Origin of the sequence: Microseira sp. BLCC-F43 (genome assembly GCF_041929235.1) — a bacterium.
In the GTDB taxonomy this organism is placed as follows: domain Bacteria; phylum Cyanobacteriota; class Cyanobacteriia; order Cyanobacteriales; family Aerosakkonemataceae; genus Microseira.
Genome location: NZ_JBHFNP010000037.1, coordinates 1 through 21,864 on the forward strand (window position 1 = coordinate 1; position 21,864 = coordinate 21,864).

The 21,864-nt window shown below is 45.9% G+C and carries 21 protein-coding genes and 1 pseudogene; 15 read left to right on the top strand and 7 right to left on the bottom strand.

What is annotated here, in order from left to right:
• The 3 genes from ACE1CM_RS06175 to ACE1CM_RS06185 form a co-directional block, all read left to right on the top strand.
• Positions 1–379: HetP family heterocyst commitment protein (locus ACE1CM_RS06175; RefSeq protein ID WP_374876527.1), on the top strand; the 379-nt coding region annotated here is incomplete at its 5' end.
• Positions 380–463: 84 nt separating this feature from the next.
• Positions 464–625, top strand: coding sequence for a hypothetical protein (locus ACE1CM_RS06180; RefSeq protein WP_374876528.1), 162 nt, complete (start codon positions 464–466; stop codon positions 623–625).
• Positions 626–975: 350 nt separating this feature from the next.
• A complete protein-coding gene (locus tag ACE1CM_RS06185; protein WP_374876529.1) occupies positions 976–1,635 on the top strand; it encodes a calcium-binding protein in 660 nt (219 codons plus the stop codon).
• 261 nt (positions 1,636–1,896) lie between these two features.
• Here ACE1CM_RS06185 and ACE1CM_RS06190 read toward each other — a convergent pair whose 3' ends face one another.
• From ACE1CM_RS06190 to ACE1CM_RS06200, 3 genes are all read right to left on the bottom strand, one after another.
• On the bottom strand, positions 1,897–2,859 hold the full coding sequence (locus ACE1CM_RS06190) for a DUF1822 family protein (RefSeq protein ID WP_374876530.1): 963 nt from the start codon (positions 2,857–2,859) through the stop codon (positions 1,897–1,899).
• 6 nt (positions 2,860–2,865) lie between these two features.
• A complete protein-coding gene (locus ACE1CM_RS06195) occupies positions 2,866–3,777 on the bottom strand; it encodes a hypothetical protein (RefSeq protein WP_374876531.1) in 912 nt (303 codons plus the stop codon).
• 445 nt (positions 3,778–4,222) lie between these two features.
• Positions 4,223–4,429, bottom strand: a complete 207-nt coding sequence (locus tag ACE1CM_RS06200) for a hypothetical protein (protein ID WP_374876532.1) — start codon at positions 4,427–4,429, stop codon at positions 4,223–4,225.
• Positions 4,430–4,526: 97 nt separating this feature from the next.
• Between ACE1CM_RS06200 and ACE1CM_RS06205 the strand changes: the two genes are divergently transcribed.
• From ACE1CM_RS06205 to ACE1CM_RS06245, 9 genes are all read left to right on the top strand, one after another.
• Positions 4,527–4,865 (top strand): hypothetical protein, encoded by a 339-nt coding sequence (locus ACE1CM_RS06205; RefSeq protein ID WP_374876533.1) that lies wholly within the window; start codon positions 4,527–4,529, stop codon positions 4,863–4,865.
• Positions 4,866–5,330: 465 nt separating this feature from the next.
• Positions 5,331–5,744 carry a YbjN domain-containing protein gene (locus ACE1CM_RS06210; protein WP_374876534.1) on the top strand — a complete coding sequence of 138 codons (414 nt, stop codon included), beginning with the start codon at positions 5,331–5,333 and terminating at the stop codon, positions 5,742–5,744.
• Positions 5,745–6,063: 319 nt separating this feature from the next.
• Positions 6,064–6,555, top strand: coding sequence for a (2Fe-2S)-binding protein (locus tag ACE1CM_RS06215; RefSeq protein WP_374876535.1), 492 nt, complete (start codon positions 6,064–6,066; stop codon positions 6,553–6,555).
• Entirely contained in the window at positions 6,542–7,513 is a 972-nt protein-coding gene (locus ACE1CM_RS06220) for an FAD binding domain-containing protein (RefSeq protein ID WP_374876536.1), read from the top strand. Before ACE1CM_RS06215 ends, ACE1CM_RS06220 begins: the two co-directional genes overlap by 14 nt.
• 126 nt (positions 7,514–7,639) lie before the next feature.
• Positions 7,640–9,895 carry a xanthine dehydrogenase family protein molybdopterin-binding subunit gene (locus ACE1CM_RS06225; protein WP_374876537.1) on the top strand — a complete coding sequence of 752 codons (2,256 nt, stop codon included), beginning with the start codon at positions 7,640–7,642 and terminating at the stop codon, positions 9,893–9,895.
• Positions 9,896–10,135: 240 nt separating this feature from the next.
• Positions 10,136–11,254 carry an XdhC family protein gene (locus ACE1CM_RS06230; protein WP_374876538.1) on the top strand — a complete coding sequence of 373 codons (1,119 nt, stop codon included), beginning with the start codon at positions 10,136–10,138 and terminating at the stop codon, positions 11,252–11,254.
• Complete coding sequence (locus tag ACE1CM_RS06235; protein ID WP_374876539.1) at positions 11,251–11,850, top strand: NTP transferase domain-containing protein; 600 nt, start codon at positions 11,251–11,253, stop codon at positions 11,848–11,850. The genes ACE1CM_RS06230 and ACE1CM_RS06235 overlap by 4 nt, the downstream gene beginning before the upstream one ends.
• A 217-nt stretch (positions 11,851–12,067) precedes the next feature.
• Complete coding sequence (locus ACE1CM_RS06240) at positions 12,068–13,393, top strand: APC family permease (RefSeq protein ID WP_374876540.1); 1,326 nt, start codon at positions 12,068–12,070, stop codon at positions 13,391–13,393.
• Positions 13,394–13,655: 262 nt separating this feature from the next.
• Positions 13,656–14,354: an SAM-dependent methyltransferase gene (locus ACE1CM_RS06245; RefSeq protein ID WP_374876541.1), complete on the top strand. Its 699-nt coding sequence runs from the start codon at positions 13,656–13,658 to the stop codon at positions 14,352–14,354.
• 103 nt (positions 14,355–14,457) lie between these two features.
• Here ACE1CM_RS06245 and ACE1CM_RS06250 read toward each other — a convergent pair whose 3' ends face one another.
• The gene (locus ACE1CM_RS06250; RefSeq protein ID WP_374876542.1) at positions 14,458–18,270 is read right to left on the bottom strand and encodes a hypothetical protein; all 3,813 of its coding nucleotides are present in this window, start codon (positions 18,268–18,270) and stop codon (positions 14,458–14,460) included.
• Here ACE1CM_RS06250 and ACE1CM_RS06255 point away from each other — a divergent pair.
• On the top strand, positions 18,264–18,440 hold the full coding sequence (locus ACE1CM_RS06255; protein WP_374876543.1) for a hypothetical protein: 177 nt from the start codon (positions 18,264–18,266) through the stop codon (positions 18,438–18,440). The two genes, ACE1CM_RS06250 and ACE1CM_RS06255, sit on opposite strands and share 7 nt — an antisense overlap.
• Positions 18,441–18,693: 253 nt before the next feature.
• Here the strand turns inward: ACE1CM_RS06255 and ACE1CM_RS06260 are convergent, their stop codons facing one another.
• Complete coding sequence (locus ACE1CM_RS06260; protein ID WP_374876544.1) at positions 18,694–19,344, bottom strand: NAD(P)-dependent alcohol dehydrogenase; 651 nt, start codon at positions 19,342–19,344, stop codon at positions 18,694–18,696.
• Between the two features lie 6 nt (positions 19,345–19,350).
• Positions 19,351–19,704: an alcohol dehydrogenase catalytic domain-containing protein gene (locus ACE1CM_RS06265; protein WP_374876545.1), complete on the bottom strand. Its 354-nt coding sequence runs from the start codon at positions 19,702–19,704 to the stop codon at positions 19,351–19,353.
• Between the two features lie 187 nt (positions 19,705–19,891).
• Here ACE1CM_RS06265 and ACE1CM_RS06270 point away from each other — a divergent pair, with 187 nt between their 5' ends.
• Together ACE1CM_RS06270 and ACE1CM_RS06275 are read left to right on the top strand one after the other, a co-directional pair.
• Positions 19,892–20,773 carry a M23 family metallopeptidase gene (locus tag ACE1CM_RS06270; protein WP_374876547.1) on the top strand — a complete coding sequence of 294 codons (882 nt, stop codon included), beginning with the start codon at positions 19,892–19,894 and terminating at the stop codon, positions 20,771–20,773.
• A 4-nt stretch (positions 20,774–20,777) separates the two neighbouring features.
• Complete coding sequence (locus ACE1CM_RS06275) at positions 20,778–20,972, top strand: zinc ribbon domain-containing protein (RefSeq protein ID WP_374876546.1); 195 nt, start codon at positions 20,778–20,780, stop codon at positions 20,970–20,972.
• Between the two features lie 20 nt (positions 20,973–20,992).
• On the opposite strand, the pseudogene ACE1CM_RS06280 reads toward ACE1CM_RS06275, so the two are convergent.
• Positions 20,993–21,864, bottom strand: a pseudogene (locus ACE1CM_RS06280) (RNA-guided endonuclease InsQ/TnpB family protein); the annotation flags it as partial.

The window sequence follows — 21,864 nt, forward strand, 5'->3', positions numbered from 1 at the left end:
ACTCGATAAATTCCTGACTGACGAACAGTTCGAGCAAGTTGTTGAAGCCATTCGCAACGAAAAGTATGCTTGGGCTTGTGTTTTAATCTTGCGCTTTGCTGGCTATAATCCTCTCCATTATATACCTTACCGCACTTACAACTGGATCGTAAAAGCCACATATCAAAAGCGCAAAAGTCATCAAAATAAACCCGATAGCATAGATCGGGTTAATTCAGGGGGTGTTACTAACAATGACAGAAGCTACGAGGGGCAGGAGTTAGGAGAGATCGCCGATTTAGAGTATTTGGAAATAGCGAGCGATCGCCAAACCGAAATCTATGGCGGTTATCAAAAACTGCCGTTGGATTTATCCCATTGGGTTTATTTATCTGAATAAGTGGGTCAGGACTTAAGACATGGCGAATAACTGTGCGTACGCGCAGCTAGCCCTTGGCATATCGCGCCCTTACACAAAAGAGGGATGTTGGGGTGCGTACGCTCAACTTACCATGACAATTTTGCCAGGAGAGCGATCGCCGACTTAGAGTATTTGGAAATAGCTAGCGATCGCCAAACCGAAATCTATGGCGGTTATCGAGAACTACCGTTAGATTTATCCCATTGGGTTTATTTATCTGAATAAGTGGGTCAGGACTTAAGACATGGCGAATAACTGTGCGTACGCGCCCTTACACAAAATAGGGATGTTGGGGTGCGTACGCTCAACTTACCATGACATTTTTGTCAGTCCTGTATCTACAAATATAATTACTCTGCCTCAACAGCCAATAATTACGCATTTTTTACACAAATTAATATTTGGAATTTTGCATAAAATGCTGGGTTTTTGAGTGGAGTGATATGCAGATAGAGGGGAAAGTATTTTAAACCTCAATGCAAATACGAACAGCATTCAACTATTGAACAGATGACGGAGTTCATAGGTTGACACCCACCCTGGACATCAATATAGGGAAACAAGGAGAAATTAAAATGGCAAGCTATCCTACCAATGGGAATGACACCATCTTCGGAACTCAAAACAATAATTCTATCGACGCTCTTGCCGGTGACGACTGGGTGTATGGCGATTACGGCAACGACACCTTACATGGTGGTGCAAATAACGACGCAGTAATCGGTAGTTGGGGCAACGACTACCTGTATGGCGATGATGGCAACGACACCCTAGGCTTTAGCAGTACCCATGACGAGATTGGGGACGACTACCTAAATGGTGGCAACGGCAACGACAAACTGTATGCTGGGACAGGCAATGACACCCTCTTAGGGATGTCTGGCAACGACGAGCTGTATGGCGGAGATGGAAATGACCGCCTTGATGGTTATGCAACCAGCGGCACGGAATACGACACTTTACAAGGTGGAGCTGGAAGTGATACTTTCGTTCTTGGTGGTTGGTGGGGAGTTTCCTACCAAAGTACAGGCTATGCCCTGATTACAGATTGGGAATGGCAATACGATTGGATCGAAATTCCTGGCAATGCAAGTCAATACCAACTCAAAACCGGAAATTGGCGTGGCGGTTCAGCCTTGGATACCGTCATTTATCTTAAGGGAACTGATGACTTTATTGCTATCATACAAGACTCGACCAACGTGGACTTTGCACGAGACTTTAGATTTGTCTAGACATTGCTGTTTTGCCACAGCTGGGCGTACGCTCTCCTGCACGCAAGCACAACATAGGAGTGCGTACGCTCAGATTCCTTATTGATGAGCGCACCAATGTTACGGTGATTCCCAACCAATAAGGCGCGAGCGCACACCTATTTCAATTCATCATACTTCTAGCAAAATTCATCTGAGCTTTTAGTCTTTCTAAGAAACCCGGTTTCTCAAAGAAACCGGGTTTCTGGATTTTTATATAACCATTTTTAAACGCGCCTGCATTCAGACTTCAAAAGTCTCGGTTACGCTAGCTTCACCTAAACTTACTTGGATATCAAAGCTTTCTCCAGAATCCCCCCGAAATGGTGGCAGTTGAATGTAGTTATATTGACCGTTAGATTGCACTTCTTTGATAGTTTTTTCCGATACAAGTAAACTTAGTTTCAGATTGGCTGGCAGAGTCTTTCTACCCACTGGATGCACTTGCACTAAGACGATCGCTTTCTGTTCGGAAGTCGGCGTAATCGCCATCAGCAGTGCTACCGATTGATTTTCCATTTCTACTCCCAAGTCAATCAGTTTGGCTGCTTTAACAGTCTCCTCATTACTTCTGACACTGGCTACAGTTGTGCTACTTCTAAAGGCTAGATTCGCTTGATTTGTGCTTAAAAGTGCTGACAATGATTGCCAACCAGCTTCAAATATATTCTCAAACCATTTGCTGATTTGGTTTTTGGATGGGGAAGGTGCTTTTACTCGTAGGTGTTCTAGCAAATCTGGAAGCGATCGCAACTCCCCAATCGCTAATTCACCGCTTTCTGGAACCGTTTTGCTAAATCCCAACAATGTCGCTTCTCGTAGCGTTTCGTCAAGCTGTACCGCTACATAGCCAATTCTATCTGACAATACTTCTAGCGGAATGCAAACAACCGCATCTTCTGGTAATACCGGACGACATTCTAATTTGCCTAATTTAGGAATATCTAAATCGGCGACATCCAGGATTGTTTGCATTAATGGATTACAACTAAAACTGGCTGACCAATTTGTTTCAATTCCCATGCAATCCAGGTAAAAATTGACTGCATACACCGCCAAAGTATTGAGATAAACCTGTTTGGCTTTTTGAGGATTGGAATGGTAACCTTGAAACTGTTTCGCTCGCGCGTGCGCTGATAAAGCCAGCGTCACCGTAAACCTCCAAGGTTCGAGATCGGTGTTGATGATTGATTGATTTACCCTCATAGCTCTTCACTCTCTAATACATTGCATTAACTCAAAGCGAAATTTTTCGCAGCTTCTTTGAAAGAAACTACTCAAGGTTGGAATTTTCACATCTAATTCTTGGGCAATTTCTTTCCAGCTTTTTCCATCAAATCTTTTTAATGCTATCGCTCTAAAATTCGCATCTTTTTTTGGTCTAATATATTCTTTTTGAAATACTTTTCCAGCGTCTTCTTCTAGACATTCTCGTACCATTTCAAACAATGAAATTGGTGACTCTGGTGCGACAATATCGAATGGCTCATCAGGCCAAGGTAACACATCGATATCCTGATTTCTAAATTCGCGCTCGCACTCTATAAATACTCGTTCCAATCGAAAGTTTACCCAGTTCATAAATTGTCCGTATCCCCGTTCGGGGTCGTAGTTGTCAATCTTTCGACAGACATAAATTAAGGTTTTATTTACTACTTCATCATAAAGCAAATTATAAAACTTGGGGGATAATCCAGGTCTTCTTGGATGACACAGCCTACCCGACAGCCTAATGGCTTCAATCAGTTGGGTTAAAGCATGTTGCCTTAACTTAGAACCAGGCGGGTGTCGTTGGGCTTCTAGTGCGAGATTTTTGAGCAGTTGCCCATCCTCCAGGGCTTTTTTACAAGCTTGATTCCGCAGGGTGTTAGCCCATTCTCTCACCGATATAACTTTTGGGCTGTAATTGTGCAATTCCTCCTCAATTTCGTGCAAAAACTGCTGTTTTACTCGAGCGTAAATCTCTTGATAAACACCAGATAAAGGTTCACCCATAGGCGGACGAGCAATTTTGCGCGATCGCAAGATTTCTTTCACTATCTCCTCTAAGGCTAACTGCCGCTCCGGAGTTTGGCTAGCGTGCCGTTGCGCCTCTAGTACTAATTGTTCAAGTTGCTCATCCATAATCTAAAAACTAACACCAAAAGTGCTATTCATGGCTGGGTGCGATATGCCACCGGCACGCTTCGCGATATGCCGACCGCACGCACTCGCGTTCGCAATTTGTTTTCCTTCCTCTCCTAACCGCAAGCTGTCGCGTTAAGAGTGTCTCGACTGACGCCAGAAGAGAAAAGAAACTTTGGTGAAGAGTCCTTCGCGAACCCTACTGCCTGCGCGGACTTCGCGCCAGCAATCGGTATGCATATCTCGAGTTGACAAACCAAGGATTTTTCCTATCACCCTTGTTTCTTTGCTTCAGTCCTGACTGTCTGTTCATTGCGCTTTTGATTGTCCAACTGTACTTCTACTTTTTACTCAGCCTGGACAGTTAGAACTTTCTGCATTTTTTACAAAACTTAATATTTCTTATTAGGGTATAACCCAGATGCGGCAGGCTCAAGTGCTTTATTTATCGGAGGAAATGCGTAAATGCCGATAATTGTGCCTGACTGGTATAAAAGTTTAAAATAATTTGTTGATTTTCAAAGATAGATGAATGGCGACGGTAAACTGATAAATAACGTAAGTTGCTAGTTATAACTATGGTGGGTTGCTCAATTGCTAATCGCAAGCTTGCTAATTGCTGATGGGAATATTTTTCGGTTATACCAGCCATTAGCTATTAGCCATTAGCCATTAGCAGCCAGAAAAAGATAACTAGCAAATTGCGTTAAATATTGAGATTATTCCTTTTTCCTGCCACGGATATTCCAATGACGCCAGCTCAGCAAAAAGCACTATTAATTCAGTCAACAACCGGACTCAAACCCAAACATTTTGCCGATTTAATCAGAGCCTCGCAATTAATTTGCGACCCAGCGGCGGGAGTTTCGGGAATTGTTGTAGAAACCGACTGGGAAGAGTTAGGTATTCCCTTGAGCGTAGCTGAAAATCTTAAAACCTTGGGGCAAAAGTATCGGTATTCATCTCCCCACGTGCCAATGGAAATTGTCTGGGAGCAATTGACGAAAGAAAGTCGCCAGTGGTTGATTGAATATAAAAACCAATTGTGGCGGATAGAAGCAGCTTTTCCCGCCCTAGATGAAGATTAATGGCTAATAATCAATTAGCCATTAGCTAGCAATTAGCCGCCGCCACGATCTTACCAGCACCGAGTCTGGGGAAATTCGGCGCGATATGCACACCCCTAGCTACGGGAGAGCGATCGCGTGGCTTAGGCATTCGCTGCTTGGGTTCGTGCAATAATTAGAGAAAAAGCCCTTGCAGCTAGCATCGCGCCACCCCCGAATCCCAGCATCACCATCGGCATCGCACCTACACAAGCGAACCAGAAATTTTGGGTTTAAGCAGTCAAAATTACTACAATTTAGTAAAATTAATTAAAGCCCGACAAGGTGATAACCCTGGAGAAAGCTTGTGGACAATCTTATTGAGCTGGGATTGGGCATTGGGCACGATCGTATTGGGGTAGAGGCAGAATGTTCTACATTCCTCTCCTCCCCAGTTCCTTGGATTCCTTTCGGGTACCTAAAAAAAATATGCGAGGCTGAAAACCCATGACCGAAATGAATATCAATGATGCAGTAGCTCATCCTTTGGCGAAATATCGCAATCATTTGGAATTCAATGGATATCAGGTTGAAGAAGAAGAAGAAGATCTGCTTCTATGCCGTCACCCAAGAAAAGCCAATATGATGCTAAGAAATATTCCAGACAGAGGAGTATTAATTATCATACCTTACGATTGCGAGCCAGATGTCGAGAAAATAGAACTTTTGAAATATGCCAACGATTTGAATGCAAATTTTATGTTTATAAAGGCATATATTGATGAAGAAAAAACTTTGTTTCTCGAAACTTTTTTTGACGGCGAATATGACCGGAAAAACTTTTCAACGCTTCTGGATAACATAGAATCCGATATGGAAGTTTTGGCAGAACACGAACTAACGCAAGAATATTTGCAGTAATAAAAAATCATCGGGTACGCCCACTAACTTTACACCTGCCAACGATCGCGCCAGACAGAACCGTAGGAGATAAGGAGGACAAGGAAGATAGCTTCTTGTCTCCTACTTGTTGGAATACATATTAGTATTAAAAGTCACATTAATATTATGAGTTTTTACTTGGGTTGGCGGTCTGGGCACTACGCTATTCGGAGCAAAGAAACAAAGGTGATTTGCGTAAGTCATAAAAATTACAAAAATCAAAAAAGAGTAAAAATATGTATTGCATTTCTGCCCAAACTCCTCAATACTTGGGCAAAGGGCAATACGGCTTTTTACTATGGTTAACAGTGAAACAATAGACGTAACTCTAAAAGTCAACGGCGAGGTACGTGGTGTGAAGATCGAACCCCGCGTTACCTTGCTGGATGCGCTGCGGGAATATCTCGGTTTGACGGGTACGAAAAAAGGGTGCAACCAAGGCGCTTGCGGTGCCTGTACGGTACTCGTAGATGGTCGCAGAATTAACTCGTGCCTGACATTAGCGGCGATGAATGAAGGCAAGGAAATTACTACCATTGAGGGACTGGCAAAAGGTGATGAATTACACCCGATGCAAGCAGCATTTATCAAGCACGACGCCTTCCAGTGCGGTTATTGTACGCCTGGACAAATTTGCTCGGCGATCGGATTAATAACAGAAGGACATATCGATTCGGATGAAGAAATCCGGGAATGGATGAGCGGCAATCTTTGTCGCTGCGGAGCTTACACTAATATCGTCGCGGCAATTCGGGAAGTAGCGCCAGGAGGTGAGAATGCGTCCGTTTAGTTTCGCTCGAGCAATAGAGGTAACGGGTGCGATCGCAACGGTGCAAACTAACCCAGAAGCCAAGTTTATCGCAGGCGGGACAACCCTGCTCGACTTGATGAAGCAAGATGTGGAAAAACCCACCCAATTGGTAGATGTTAATTCGCTGCCTTTTTCCCAAATTGAAAATACCTCTAATGGGGTGAGAATTGGAGCAATGGCGCGGATGAGCGATGTGGCGGAAAATTCAATTATTCGCGATCGCTTTGGGGCAATTTCTCAATCCCTGCTTTTAAGTGCTTCCCCCCAACTCCGCAACATGGCATCGATTGGCGGCAATTTAATGCAGCGCACCCGCTGCGGATATTTCCGCGATCCGGCATTTCCTTGTAACAAAAGAAACCCTGGTTCCGGATGTCCGGCGATGGCGGGAGAACATCAAAAGCACGCTATTTTGGGAACGAGCGAGCAATGCGCCGCTACCCATCCATCGGATCTGGCTGTTGCTTTGGTAGCATTAGATGCTGTGGTACTGGTGCGAGGAGAGAAAGGCGATCGCCGGATTCCGATGACGGAATTTCACCTGTTACCGGGGAATACACCCGACAAAGAAACAGCATTAGCAGCGGGGGAATTGATTGTTGCTGTGGAAGTGCCGGATGCAATTTATGCGGCGCGATCGCATTATATGAAAATACGCGATCGCGCTTCTTATGAATTTGCTTTGGTTGCCGCTGCTGTTGGTTTAGAGAGCGAAAATGGCACTATAAAAGCAGCGCGAATTGCTTTGGGAGGTGTGGGAACAAAACCTTGGCGGAGTCTTGAAGCAGAAAGTTTTTTGCAAGGGAAATCTGGGACAAGAGATAATTTTAGGCAAGCAGCAGAAGCTGCTTTAGCAAGTGCAAAACCTCTGCCAAACAATGGTTATAAGGTTGAGTTGGCAAAACGCGCTTTAGTTAGGGCATTGGAAAGTGTTTGAGGTAGAAAATGGGTTGGTTTTTACTCTTTTCACAGCAGGAGAGTATTTATTTATTGAACCGCCGAGACGCAGAGAACGCAGAGAGAAGAGAAGAGAAGAAATTGTTGTCTAGAACCGAAAATACATATGTCTCAAATTGGCAAACCTGTAAGTCGGGTGGATGGACGAGCAAAAGTTACGGGGGAAGCGCGTTATTCAGCGGAATTTCCTCTAGAGAATATGGCGCATGGGGTGTTTGTTACGAGTAGTATTGCGCGGGGACGGATTAAGGAGATAGATACGGCAGCAGCTGAAGCATCTCCGGGGGTTTTGGCAGTGTTGACGCACCTGAATATGCCTAAGTTGGCAGAAGAACCTAAGTTTGGTTTTGGGGCGATTCAAGTGATGCAAAGTTTCGCGCCGATGCAAGGAGAGGAAATTTTTTACAGCGGACAGCAGATTGGTTTAGTTGTTGCGGATAGTTTGGAAAGGGCAAGCTATGCTGCAAAATTGGTGCGAGTAAGTTATGAAGTGGAAAAACCCGTCACTGCTAAGGATTTGGATAAGGTTTACGAACCGGAAATGCTGTGGGGTGGCATGTTTCCCAATCGCATGGCGCGGGGGAATGTTGAGCAAGGGTTAGGGGAAGCAGAGGTAACGATCGCCCAAACTTATTCTATTGCGGGGAACCACCACAATCCGTTAGAACCTTCGGCAACTATTGCAGCTTGGTCAGGGGATAAACTTACGCTATACGATGCTACGCAAGGGGTATTTTTTACTCAATCAACTGTGGCGAATTTGTTGGGCATTCCGCTAGAAGATGTCAGGGTAATTAGTCAATATGTCGGGGGAGGTTTTGGTTGCAAAGGCAGCGTTTGGTCTCATACTTGGTTATGCGCGATCGCTGCCCGTCAAGTCAATCGTCCTGTGAAAGTTTCCCTGACTCGCGAGCAAATGTATACCTCGGTTGGATATCGGGAAGAACAGAAGATTCAACTCACAATTGGGGCAACGCGGGATGGTAAGCTGACTGGGATTAAGCATGTGAAAACTTCTCCCACTTCTCCTTTTGATGAGTGGGTAGAACCGAGTAGCGTTATTATGAATAGTCTCTACGCTTGCGATAATTTTGAGGCAAGTTACCGATTAATTAAAGCTAATGTCATGACTCCGACTTTTACCCGCGCACCGGGAGAAGTACCGGGGATGTTTGCTTTAGAATCGGCAATGGATGAGTTAGCGGATAAGTTGGGAATCGATCCGATTGAATTGCGCCTGCGTAACTATACCGAAGTTGAACCAGCGACTGGACAACCTTATTCAAGTAAGTCGCTAAAACAATGTTATGCGCGCGGTGCGGAACTAATCGGATGGTCCCAAAGAAATGCAAAACCTGCTTCGATGCGCGAAGGCAATTGGTTAATTGGTTATGGGATGGCGAGTTCTGCTTTTCCAGTTTACCGTCCGGGAACGGTTCAATCTGCCCGCGCTACAATGTTTGGCGATGGTCGCGTTATTGTGCAATGCGGGGCGGCAGATATTGGCACGGGAACTTACACGATTTTGGCGCAAGTTGCTGCCGATGTTTTGGGAATTAGTTGCGATCGCATTCAAGTGGAAATTGGCGATAGTACCCTCCCCAGCGTTACTTCTGCCGGGGGTTCAATGGGGGCAGGGGCGTGGAGTTCTGCCGTCCACGTCGCCGCAACTCAACTGCGGAACAAGTTAGTAGAATTGGCGCTATCCAATTCCGAATCTCTGCTTTTCGGCGCAAAAGTAGATGATATTGCCACAGAAAACGGTCGTCTATTCTTGAAGTCAGATAGTAATAAAGGCGAAAACTACACTGCTTTATTATCTCGCCTGCAACAACCATCTGTAGAAGCGATCGGCACTTGGAAAGTTGGAGAAGGAACCGGAGTCGATGCGGGAGAAGCAACCCAAGAGAACCCCAGCAATAAATATGCGATGAAATCCTTTGGATCGCACTTTGCCAAAGTAAAAGTAGACCCAGATTTTGGCATCGTGCGAATCGTTAAGTGCGTCGGCGTATTTGGTGCTGGACGCATCCTCAATGCCAAAACCGCCCGCAGTCAATTGATGGGCGGTATAGTTTGGGGCATCGGACAAGCGTTGTTAGAACATAGTCACATGGATTACAACTTTGGGCGCTATACCAACCCCAACTTGGCGGAATATATGATTCCCGTCAACGCCGATATTCCCGAAATCGAGATTGATTTTATCGATGAAGTTGACCCTCATATTAACGTTTTGGGAGTCAAAGGAATTGGGGAAATAGGCATGGTAGGTGCAGGGGCGGCAATTGCCAATGCCATCTTCCACGCCACAGGAAAGCGCGTGCGGGATTTACCAATTTCCCCCGATAAGTTGTTGTAGCAAGTACGGGCGGGTTTAACGAGATATCTCTTGCTTGGGCAAACTGACTCGTAAAACCCGCCCCTACGAGAATGCTGACTGCCCCTTAAAGCAAGCGCACCCACCCAATTAAGGTCATCACCTTAGTTTCGACCTAGATCTCTAGTTGCCAATCAACGATTTTTCATAGAAACTTTGGTGTTGGCGTAGATCAAGCGCACCCACCCAATTACCAATTAGCAATTAGCAATTAGCAATTAAATGAATGAATTACAAGCAATCCTCAACGCATTTGAAGCAAGTAAAAAAAATGGCGAAACGACTTTTCTCGCTACAGTTGTCAGCACCAAAGGTTCCACCTATCGCCGCAGAGGTGCAAAAATGTTGATAACCAACGCAGGTCAAATGGTAGGAATGGTAAGCGGTGGGTGTCTGGAAAACGATATATATCAACATACTCGCTACTCAATGCCATCCGGCGCACCCATTGTCATCACTTACGATACTACCGCCGATGAAGATATTGTCTGGGGATTTGGATTGGGATGCAACGGCGTTGTGCAAGTTTTGCTCGAAAAGTTAGATGATGACAAATTTAATCCACTTCGTTTTATTTCCCAATGCTTTACTCAAAAACATCTGGGTGCGATCGCCACTATTTTTGGAACTCAAGGAGAAGTAAATGCCAAAATAGGCAACCGCTTAATGCTAAACATAGATGGTAAAATAACCTGCAATATTGCAGATATAAATTTAAATTCAGCGGTGCTTGCAGATGCTCAAACTGCGCTGCAAAATCAACATTACACAGTCAAAAAATATCAATTATCATCAGGAATCGCAGAAGTATTCATCGACATTATTCACCCTCCCACACCGCTGATGATTTTTGGTGCTGGTCGCGATGCCGTACCTGTAGTAAACTTTGCTAAAGCATTAGGTTGGCACGTTACCATAGTTGATTGTCGAGCTTCCTTAGCAACAAGACTTCGCTTTCCCCTCGCCGATCAAATCCTTCTCACCCGTCGCGAAACTCTCCGCCAACAAGTATCCGTAGATGAACATACCGTCGTAGTAATAATGACCCACAATTACCTAGACGATTTAGAAATATTAAAAATGCTCCTACCTTCTCCAGTGCCCTATATTGGTGCTTTGGGGTCGAAGGAACGCACTGAAAGATTACTGCGGGACTTGCATAAAGAAGAAATATATTATACCGAAGACCAAGAGAACCGATTGTACGCACCAGTGGGAATCGATATCGGATCCGAGACACCCGAAGAGATAGCGATCGCAATTATCGCTGAAATCCAAGCCGTATTAGCCAATCGTAGCGGAGGATTCTTGAAAAACCGCCAGGGATCGATTCACCAATGACCAAAACCATAGCCACGATTATCTTAGCAGCCGGTGCATCCACACGCATGGGAACGCCAAAACAACTGTTACCTTATCGGGGAACAACCTTATTGCGACACGTGGTACAAGAAGCAATCGCTTCAGTCTGCCAACCTGTTATTGTTGTTCTGGGTGCGAATGCCGAAAAAATTTATCCCTCACTCAACCAACTCCCCATTCAAATCGTCGAAAACCTACACTGGAACCAAGGAATGGCGACATCCATTAAAACCGGAATTGAATCGCTTTCTCACCTAAATGAAAAAATAGAAGCAATCATTCTCACCCTTGGCGATCAGCCCTTTATTTCTGCTCAAATTATTAATCGCCTTGTCGAAGCATATTATACCACAGAAAAACCGATTATTGCCTCCGAATACGCAGGCACATGGGGCGTCCCCGCTTTATTCGATCGCACTATTTTCTCAGAACTAAACGCCTTAAAACCATCAGAAGGCGCCAAAAAAATCATCAAAAAACACCAACACCAAACTTTCTGCCTACCCTTCCCACAAGGCGCAATAGACATAGATACACCACAAGATTATCAACAATTGCAGACAATAACCGACTGACAAGCACATTGCACCAGAATTACTACTCTCTCCTCTCTTCCTCTGCGTCCTCTGCGCCTCTGCGGTTCATTAAAAAAAAGTAAATAGTAAGCGCATAAGGTATAAATTGTTGTTGCCCCTCCCCCTTGCGCTAGATTAAAAATAAACTATAAAAAAGTAAAGTAAAACAAATCCTCCCAGCCTAAATTACTGCCCCAAGACAAAGACCAAATCATTTATGAAAACAAAAGGAACAGCCCCCCAGCCAACACTTTCAGCCATCGACGCAGGTGCGCTGATAGTAGGCATGGTAATAGGTGCAGGTATTTTTGAAACACCAGCTTTGGTAGCAGCAAATACCCCAAGTGCCTCCCTAGCTTTGTTCGCTTGGTTACTTGGTGCAGGGATATCCTTCGTAGGTGCTATTTGCTATGCAGAATTAGCGACTGCCTATCCCCACCCAGGGGGAAATTACCACTACCTGATGCGTGCCTTTGGTAAAAATTTAGCCTTTTTATTTGCTTGGGCGCGCATGACAATCGTTCAAACTGGGTCGATCGCGCTGGTAGCATTTGTATTTGGGGATTACGCTTCCGAGTTGTGGCGTTTGGGAGATGATTCCCCGGCGATTTATGCCGGAATAGCGATCGCTCTCCTCACCAGTTTGAACGTACTAGGTGTCCGCCAAGGTAAGTGGACGCAAAATTGGCTCACCGCCGCCAAAGTCCTGGGATTATTGTTAATCATCGTAGCGGGGATAGCCCTCGCTAAACCCCTAGCGCCAGATACCATCACCGCAACTGCACCCAAAACTACCTTTGGACTGGCGATGGTTTTTGTATTGCTGACTTATGGCGGGTGGAACGAAGCGGCTTATATTTCAGCCGAACTACGAGAAAACCAGCGTAACATGGTGCGGGTATTGCTAGGAAGTATTAGCATTATCGCCGCAATTTACCTGCTGATTAACTTTGCTTACATCCACGGTTTAGGACTGGAAGAAATGGCAAAATCAAAGGCAGTCGCTGCCGACTTGATGCGCCGCGCCATGGGAGAAAATGGGGCAAAATTCGTCAGCTTTCTGATTGCGGTTTCAGCATTGGGCGCGGCTAACGCTACTATTTTTACAGGCGCGAGGACTAATTATGCCTTAGGGCAAGATTTCTCGATGTTCCGTTTCTTGGGAAGCTGGTATGCACGTGGTAATACACCCAGCAATGCGCTTTTCGTACAGGGAGCGATCGCACTATTGCTTGTCTTTCTGGGAGCAATTACCCGCAAAGGCTTTGAAACAATGGTAGATTATACTGCCCCAGTATTCTGGTTCTTCTTTCTTTTATCTGGCATCGCCCTCATGGTGCTGCGGCGGAAAGAACCTAACCTACCCCGTCCGTTTCCCGTGCCATTTTATCCGGTTATTCCATTGCTTTTTTGCGCCACCTCTGCTTATTTGCTCTATTCCAGTCTCGTTTATACCGGCATTGGGGGAACTATCGGCGTAGCAGTTTTGCTGACAGGGGTTCCCCTACTGCTGCTTTCCCGTCAAACTAGGGAAAGCGAGTAGATTCAAGGACGCGGCGACGCGGCGACGCGGCGATGCACCGGACAAGGGAAAGACGTTCCTTAACAAGAGTCTTGAGACACTTCTTTCGCTCCCTATCTCCTTGTCATATGATGTCCGGTAAATCACCCATATTAAAACTCAGAGCGTCCCCCTATCCCCGCGTCCTTAGCGTCAGTCCTAACTAAGGGTATTCAAGCGGACATAATATCAGAGCGTCAGAGCGTCTTCTTCGGTGAGGAAATGTTAAATGGAGGAATATTTTATGAGAATGCAACTACTAAAAGTCGCAACGAAAGCCGCGATCGTAACCAGCTTAGTACTCGCAGGTTGCACCGAGCAAGTTCCGCCTAAACAGGTTACAACGCCCCCTGCTGCCAACACACCCGCCACGCCAACTCCGAAAAAGGTTCCCGATGTGGTTTACGTACCCACACCGCAAGTAGTGGTCGATAAAATGCTGGAAATGGCAAAAGTGGGGAAAAATGACGTACTTTACGACCTTGGCAGCGGCGACGGGCGCATTGTCATTACCGCAGCACAAAAGTTTGGCACGGGAGGTACTGGTATAGAAATTGACCCGAAACTGGTGCAGCAAGCAAGGGCAAATGCAGAAAAGGCGAAAGTAAGAGATCGCGTGCAGTTCCTCGAACAAGACTTATTTCAAACCGATATCAGCAAAGCGACTGTGGTCACCTTATACTTGTTACCCGAACTCAATTTAAGGCTAAGACCAACCCTGCTGAGAACATTAAAACCCGGTACTCGCATCGTCTCCCACGACTTCGACATGGGTATCTGGAAACCCGAGAGAATCGAAATAGTCAAAGGTCCCAGACGCGAGCATATCGTTTCTTTGTGGGTAGTTCCCGAAAAAGTACCACCCGAATTGCTGAATGTAGACGCCGAGATACAGCAGTTACGACAGTTGCAAACGCCCACTCCTCAACCTACAGGGAATTGACATTGGTTGCACAAAACAGCAGAAAACCTTCGATTGCTGCCGTGCCCCTACAATAAATCAACGCAGTCACGGCAATTAGCCATTAGCAATTAGCAATTCCCAATTATTCCCAATTTTCTAATTCCGTCATCCAATATTGGACAAACGCGATCGCTTGACTCCTCCGCGCTTCAAATGTTAGCGCTATCCAAATTAATAGCGAACCAACAACAATCCCAATCGCCCACAAAAATAAGGAATAATCGTTGATAAATAGCCAAACTTGCCGCAATACTCTAATCGCAAACGTCAGCGTGCCAATGTAGAGAAATGCTCGCACCCGCAGGGCGATACCAATCAGAATAACGACAATCGCTAAACCAATTGTCAGAAATCCTAAAAACAGGGGAAAAATACCGTAAATTCCGACTTCAGCTTGATAGAGAGCGGTAAAGCAAATCAGTCCGATTGCCAAACAGCGAAGCAGGTGGCGCGTTTCCCTTGCTGAAGGCGATCGCAATTGGGGATCGATTTGTGCGACGTACAATAACGACCCGCCCCAAAGCAGAGCGTACCATAAAGGTTCGGTGATGGATTGTGCGTTGAATATTCTGATAATTGCCCAATTTGCTAATCCAACGCTGAGATAGCTGAGGCGGACTTGGGATCGCGCTTTGGCAATCCAAGCATAAAATGCCGCGACAATCAGCAAACTTTGGATAGAAACGCTCCCAAGAGATAAAGAAATCCATCCATTGATGAAGATAATAGAAATTGGCAGTAACATTGCCGAATTTTGCCAAGGCGTCGCCGACCATCCCCAACTTGTCCAGGGCAGAACGTACATAAAATAGGCAAAAAAGCAAGCGATTGCAGGCGACCAATTAAGCAATACTGAATCGGGTAAAACTAGATGCAACCCATAGGCAATCCCTATACCTAATTCCAAAATGCCTGCATATGTCCAACTTGCGGTCGAACGACCTTGAATCAGCGCATAAGCGGCTAAAATTATGATTACCCCTAACCAAATTTTTTCCCCTGGAGTGCTGAGGGAACTAACTAATGCTAGTAAGATTAATCCGCTACCAGCAACCCAGTGCAAGTGAGCGATCGCTTTTAATTCGGAATTGTCTAGACGCAGGTAGGGCAACAACCATCTGGTAAATAATCTTAGCAAGATAGCGATCGCCGTTGCCAAAGCTGCCAATAAAGTTAACCCATCTCCCGGATTGCCTGCTTTAGCTTGCAGGAGTTGATAAATTAATAACTCATAAGCAGCAGCGGAAACACCGAAAATAGATAAATAGGAAATAGGTTTAAAGTTAACGTTTCGCCGCCCGATTCCAATCCCAACTAAAGCCGCAGCAAAAGTATATAAACCAGTGTAAGCATCAAACTTGTGATGGGCAATAATTAATCCTAAAATTGCGTAGCAAATGGGGATAGCGTGCCAACTCGAAAGGTATGGGTTTCTTCCCCGACTACCTGCCACGAAATCGCCAGCGAGTTGAGTAGTTAAACCGAGAGCGAGAGTAGCGATCGCTAACCCTAAAGCGGAACGATTGGTTGAGGCAATTATACTGGCAACAAGCAACTCTACCGCTAGCGCCAGACTGTAAAAGCTGCCGTTAGTAGGTAAATTCCAAGTACGATAAAGCAAACCAACGGTAATAAATCCAGATGCGACGATAAATTCACTAGCCGTGACAGAAGGATACCAATAGGCGGTGACATTGTAGCCGATCAGGAAAGTTAGGGTAGGAATCGTTAGCGCGATTGCCCAACCATCGGTTGCTTGCGTATAAACGTGGTGCAGGCGGCTAGAACCTTTTCTCAGCCAACTGTGGAGTAACCAGAGAATCAAAGGCGCGATCGCTAAAACTGTCACCCACCAACCTATTGTCATGCGTTGGGAAAATACTTCCCAAATCACAGCAACGCCGAAGCATAAACCAAATCCAACTGTTAGCAATGCTGCTACTAATTCTGGCAAGTTTTGCGTATTCAGCAGCATCAGAATGGTGGCAATTCCTAAACTCACTAACCGTGGCGTAGTAGAAATTATTGTTAAAGGTTGAATTGCCAAAAGTGCAGTAACGCTCAGCCAGTTTGCCAATCTGGGTTCGGGAAAGTTGGGTACATAAGATAGCAAAGTCAGCGCAGCTGGTACAACCAACCAAGCAAGATACCAATCTGTGGGATTTTTTAAAGCGGGATTGAATAATTGAATGTAGCTAATTGCCGCTAGTACTAAACCCAAATGCCAGGAACTGCGCCGCCATTGCTGCCAGTTAGTACCGATGCTAAAAATCCATTCGGCAATCGCGCCGCCTAACAGAATTAGCAACCAAGTATTTACCGTTAGATTGGGGAAGCCATAATTAATCCAAGTCGCAATTGTTACCAGTCCAGCCATATGGGTTAAGTAAATTAACCCGGTTCCCGCCGCAGTCCGGAGGATAACCACAACGGCAAGGGTAATAAAAGATAGTAGCAAGTTGATAACGCGAACTAGAGGATTTAAATAACTAACAATAGTTAAAAATAGACCCAGAATTAACGCCATCCCCTCCGCTTGCAGCGCCAATCCTTCCTCCTCTTGTCGCCGCAGATAAGCTGCTAAAAATAGCGTGATGACCGCGTAAGGAAAAACGCCCAATCCGATTAATGCTTGAGGCATAAACTCGTTTCCGGCGAGTTGAATGCCAAAAGCAATAACTTCTTGTCGCAATGGGAAAGGAATCGCGCGCCACAGCAACCAAAAACTTTGTAACCCAACTAAAAATAGCGCGATTAAATCGGCAGATTGCTTGAGTCGGAAGAGTCGATCTGCTAGTAGCCATAAACCCAAACCGCTGACGGCGATCGCTTGTTGGGGTATTTCCCCAACCGCAACCAACCAACCTGCTAAAAGTAACACCCAGCCAAGGTTTGACCAGATTTCACCCCTGGGTTCGCGCCGAGATAACCAACCTAGCAACCAACCACAAATTCCCAAGGCTAAACCAAGGTTACTGATAGGAATTTTCGCGGCTAAAATTGCTCTCCCCACTAGCAACAGCGTCGCAAAGGTAATAGTAATACCGCCGAGGGAAATAGAATTAGAGATGCTTACTTGTGATTCTAATCTGCGCCTTCGACTTTGATAAAACAGCGTTAACGCCGTGCCAATTGTACCGATATACGTCGCAATTAGGGGAAAATTCATCAGCGACCAACCCCAATGCAGCCAACTTAAACCGATACTGTTCGCTAAAGTTAGGCGGGAGGCGGAAAGACTGGGTTCGAGTAGATGAAATAAAATAGCCGTGAGGCACAAAGCTGCTACTGGTGCGACAATCCATCCTAACGGGAAATTCCACAATTTAAACCCGTCCATCATCCAAAAATTGACGGGAATAATTAATAGGGTCGTTACTTGTAGCATTCTGGCAGTTAGCTGTAAATTCGACTGTCTACTCGCCCAAGCACTAATCCCCCAAAATACTAACGTGTAAGCGAATAAAATCCCGTATTGTCCGACAGGAGAGAAATTACGCCACTGACTCGCCGCCAGAACTGCTGAGGATACAACTATGAGAAATACACCCAAAAATAGCAGCCACAAAACGCTAACTTCTGCCATAAAAGACTGCAACAACCCACTATAACGAGCGGGTTTGCTCTTAGCGATCGTTGTCCTTGCAGCAGGCGTAGGTGCGGTTGGGAGAACCAAATCTGGGACGGTGACGATATCAGCAGTTTCACTGGGTGAGGAGGTAACAACAGGCGCAATACTGGGAAGGGGACAAGTTAGATGTTCTTGACACAAGCGTCTAACTTGAATTTCAGTTAATAATCCCAGACTTAGCCATACGTCTAAGCCTTCCAGCAAAGCCGAGTCAGGGTAGACTCTGAGAATAATTTCAATCGGGCGATTGGCGCGATATGTCATATGTGGAGAGCCTCAAAACCGATATTTTAGATGTGAAGCTGCTGGCAAAAGTTACGACATCAGCAAGGGGAAGTAAATACAAATCCCCAATCCCGTTAGCGAAGCAGCGCGATAGCGAATTTGGCAGAGCGATCGCTGTACCTTCCAGCTATACACAGGTTTATGTATAAGCGCGTCACCCATTCCAGGTATTTTGTACTGGACTTACCCAGGACGATCCTAGAAACCGGGTTTCTATTTTTCACAGAAACCCGGTTTCTTTGCGTAATTACTATTGTAACTATCTGCTCTACTTCAACTAGAACAGGACTTACCCACGACGCTCCTAGAAACCGGGTTTCTTGCTGGGATCTCTAGTTTCTTGGCGCGACGATTTTTCACAGAAACCCGGTTTCTTTGCGTAATACTTCTAGAGTATACAGCTTAAAATCTCAGGCAAATTTTACCGAAATGCGCCCCGCTTTCCATATATTGCAAAGCTTCCCGCGCTGACTCAAAGGGAAAAACCCGCTCGACAATCGGTTGCAGTTGATGCAATTCAATGGCGCGGTTCATCGCTGCAAACATTTCGCGCGAACCTACATAAACGCCCTGGACTCGCACGCTTTTTGACAAAATTGGCAAGGGATTAATTTCCGCAGTTGTGCCTGTTAAAACGCCGATTAAACTAATATGTCCGCCGATGCTCACCGCACGCAAAGATTTAGCCAGCGTACCAGCACCCCCGACTTCCACTACATAATCGACGCCTTCACCATCGGTGAGTTGATAAACTTGTTCGTCCCAATTTGGCGTTGTTTTATAGTTAATTCCTTCATCTGCGCCTAATTCGAGTGCCTTTTGTAACTTCTCATCGCTACTGGAAATAACAATAACTCGCGCCCCCGATATTTTGGCAAACTGCAACGCGAATAGGGAAACGCCGCCTGTACCTTGAATTAATACCGTATCGCCTGCTTTTAAACCGCCTCCACTAATCAAAGCATTCCAGGCGGTGACGGCGGCACAGGGTAGGGTAGCAGCTGCTTCATCCCATAGGTGGGCGGGAACTTTAATCACACCATCTTCGTGCAAAACGATTTATTCTGCCAAAACGCCATCGCCGGGACTGCCTAAAGTTGAGCGAAAAGCGGTTTTAGTTAGATTGCCAGATAGCCACTTTTGGAAGAAAATACTGGCAACGCGATCGCGAGCCAGAACCCGCGTTACCCCATCACCCACCGCCACAACTTCCCCCACCCCATCCGACAAGGGAATCAAAGGTAAAGGCTGTTTGGGATTGTATCGTCCCTGCACAACGATCAAATCCCGATAATTGAGCGCAGCGGCGCGTAATTTAATTAAAACCTGTCCCGCACCGGGCTGAGGTTCGTCTCGCTCGGTTAACTTGAGCGAATCCAAACCAAAAGTATTTTGAATTTCAATCGCTTTCATATCCAAGTACTCAACTGTTAAGATAAACTCTTTGGCAAAAGCTGCTCGCGCTATCGTACATTTAACTTGTTGTGGAAAACAGTCAATAGCAGCAATAGTTTTACATTCAAAAGGGTCTATCGTGTATCCATTGCATCAATCCAGACATAACCGGAAGGCGTTACCCAAATCTCAGCTAACCCAGCAAATCCCCCGTTTAAAATTAAACAAAATTACCACCAGCCTTGCACTAGGAATTGCCATCAGTATCGCCACAATAACTGCAACGGCAGCAGTTGCCCCTCAAGTGCAGGTAACACCTAGCACCGCAGTGCTGGGCGATACCATAAAAGTCGTAATTGAAACAGAGGCGGGTGGAACACCTCCAACGGTTTCGATGCAACAGCAAACCTACCCAACCTTTCCCATCGGTCAAAATCGATTTCGGGCTTTGTTACCAACGACACCCCTAGACAAACCGGGAACCTGGGATCTTAAAGTCAACCCCGGAGACGGTGAAGTGCAAAATTTATCCTTGCGAGTGAATGGGCGAACCTTTCCCACCCAACGCCTGCGGATACGTTCTTCTAGCAGCGGCGGGATGCGACCAACCGAGTACGAACTAAACCGCGTCAGGGCTTTTCGGCAATTAGTGACACCAGAAAAATACTGGAACGGACCGTTTGTGAGGCCAAACCGAGGTCGCATCAGCACTGTCTACGGCGTCCGCCGCTACTACAATGGGGTGTTTGCCAACGATTATTTCCATCGCGGGCTTGATTATGCCGGTGGGATGGGGTCGCCCGTATTTGCGCCAGCAGCGGGGCGGGTAGCACTGGTAGGACGCCTTGCCGACGGGTTCCGCCTGCACGGGAACACCATCGGCATCGACCACGGTCAAGGCGTGACCAGCGTGTTTCTGCACCTCAGCCGCATCGACGTGGGCGAGGGAGATTTTGTCGGGCCAGGTCAAGTCATCGGTGCTATAGGTTCCACAGGTGCATCGACGGGTCCCCACCTGCACTGGGGGTTATACGTCAACGGAAAGTCCGTCGATCCGCTACCTTGGAAAAATCAAACTTTTGAATAACGCGATGATCGTCTTAAGCTGGTGGGAATACTTTGGAATTAATTATGGAAAAGTGACGGTTGCAGTCCTGCGACACTATAGCAGTCAAAAGTGTTCCAACTGTGGGAAAGTAGTCAAGAAATCTTTGTCAGTCAGGACCCATATTTGCCTGCATTGCGGGTATGTAGCAGATAGAGATTTGACATCCTCCCCCGCATGAATGACGGGGGATTCCAAGAATCACTTCTTGGGCTTCCTCTTTCCGCGACTCGGCTTACTTGGAGGAGTTGCCCCACCCAAGCAGAGGTCGATGTCAAAAGAGGCGTTTTCTAGCTCAAGACTAGGCGTTCCTACGTGCCCCGCAGTACGCAATCCTTTCTCTAATATGTTTCGTGCAGCATTCCAGTCTCTATGTTGTGTATGCCCACAATGATGACAAACATGAGTCCTAACACTCAGAGATTTTTTAACAACTTTGCCACAGTTAGAGCAATTCTGGCTAGTGTAGTGAGGCGGCACGGCAACCGTGACCACGCCAAAAACTTTTCCAAAATACTCAATCCATGTGCGAAAAGTCGTCCATGCTGCATCGCTAATCGATTTAGCCAGATGTCGGTTTCTGACCATGTTACGCACCTTCAAATCCTCATAGGCTACCAAGTCGTTAGACTGGACTACGCCGGAAAGCCAACTTCACGGCAAAATCTTTACGCTGCCTACTTACTTTGAGGTGCTTGCGCGCAAGTTTATTTCTAAATTTGGCTCGGTTCTTAGAACCTTTCTTAGTTTTAGACAAACTCCGGATGAGCCGCTTCAAAGACTTCTCAGATTTACGGAGATGTCTTGGATTCTCAACGGTTTGTCCGTCGCTATCGGTATAAAAGTAGGTCAAGCCAACATCAAGACCAATAGTTTTAGATGTTGGTTCTCGTTTCTCCAACCGTTCTTGGTCAATACAAAACTGTACGTAGTAGCCATCGGATCTCCGTACTACTCGCACTCGTTTGTATTGCTTCAATTGATAGAAATGCAAGTCGCGGGTGACCCACATTTTAAAGGTTCCCGCATCAAACCCATCGCTGAAAGTGATGTATCTACGACAAGAAGAAAGC